The 1,329-nt window shown below is 48.4% G+C and carries 1 protein-coding gene; it reads right to left on the bottom strand.

What is annotated here, in order from left to right:
- Nucleotides 1-256: 256 nt before the first annotated feature.
- On the bottom strand, nt 257-1,261 hold the full coding sequence (locus ACSVHP_RS22935; protein WP_000427614.1) for an IS110-like element IS5075 family transposase: 1,005 nt from the start codon (nt 1,259-1,261) through the stop codon (nt 257-259).
- Nucleotides 1,262-1,329 lie beyond the last annotated feature (68 nt).

Genomic DNA, 1,329 nt, shown 5'->3' with positions numbered 1-1,329 from the left:
ATCTATGGTCACTCCCGTTTTTGCAACACCGATTTTGACGATAAGTTGGCTTGCTTGAATCTATCCGGCGTCTGAATGGGATTTTATTCCCGCGCCTCGATGAGTTCCGCGCCTGATGAACCTCCAGAAAATATACGGCTTCAGCGAGCCTTTCCGTTTTACAGGTTCCTCAACAGGCCGGTGGGCCGTTTGTATCATCAATATCAGTATTCGCAAAACCAGATGAATGATTGTTTAAACTGGTGTATTTCTGCCTTTATGCTTCGTAAGTTTGCTGTCGCGCCGTCAGTGCCCAGGCTATTCTGGCCAGCTTGTTTGCCAGAGCACAGGTGACGACAAAGTTGCTTTTCCGACACAACAACTCCCTGACCCAGTCGGCCAACTTGCCAGACTGGTGTTCCAGTTTTTGTATGAATACCCTGGCACACTGAACCAACAAAGTTCGGATCTTTTTGTTGCCCCGCTTGCTAATCCCTAACAATGTCGTCCGACCTCCCGTGCTGTACTGTCGGGGTACCAGCCCTGTTGCCGCCGCAAAGTCACGGCTGCTGGCGTACTGCTTCCCGTCGCCAATCTCAGTTGAAATAGTACTGGCAGTCAGCGTTCCAACGCAGGGAATACTCAGCAAGCGCTGTCCAACCTCATCTTCGTCCAACTTTCGTTTCAACTGAGATTCCAGATCTTTAATCTGCTCAACAAGATAGTGATAATGCTGTTGTAATTTCAGCAGTAACTGGCTGAGATAAAGAGGCAAACTACTGTCCTCAAGAAGGGTACTCAGTCGACTAATAACGGCAGCACCTCGCGGAACGCTGATACCAAATTCCAGCAGAAAAGCATGCATCTGATTAGTTGTTTTCACCTTATCCTGAACCAGGGATTCACGGACACGATGCAGAGCTCGCATTGCCTGCTGAGATTCGGTTCTGGGCTGCACGAAACGCATAGATGGACGTGATGCTGCTTCACAGATAGCTTCAGCATCAACGAAGTCATTTTTGTTGCTTTTAACGAATGGGCGGACAAATTGCGGTGATATCAGCTTTGGAAAATGCCCTAACTCTGCCAGCTTGCGTGCCATAAAGTGAGAACCGCCACAGGCTTCCATCGCGATGGTTGTTGCTGGGCATGTCGCCAGAAATTCGATTAGCTTTGGTCGGGTGAATTTTTTACGGTAAACGGCCTTCCCACGATGATCCTGACAATGAATATGGAAAGAGTTCTTACCCAGATCGATACCAATAAGCGCAATGTTTTCCATGATGGTTCTCCGAATGAAAGCCTGTCCTCAGCATAGTACTGGGAAGGAGGGAGTGACCATCTCATTAA

The organism is Enterobacter sp. 186315 (assembly GCF_053290175.1).
The sequence above is the reverse complement of the archived record's forward strand: the minus strand, read 5'-3'. Positions and strand labels throughout refer to the sequence as shown.

Bases quoted from the DNA above. Each gene is read 5' to 3' on its own strand.
- ACSVHP_RS22935 (WP_000427614.1), bottom strand. From the start codon at position 1,261: ATGGAAAACATTGCGCTTATTGGTATCGATCTGGGTAAGAACTCTTTC.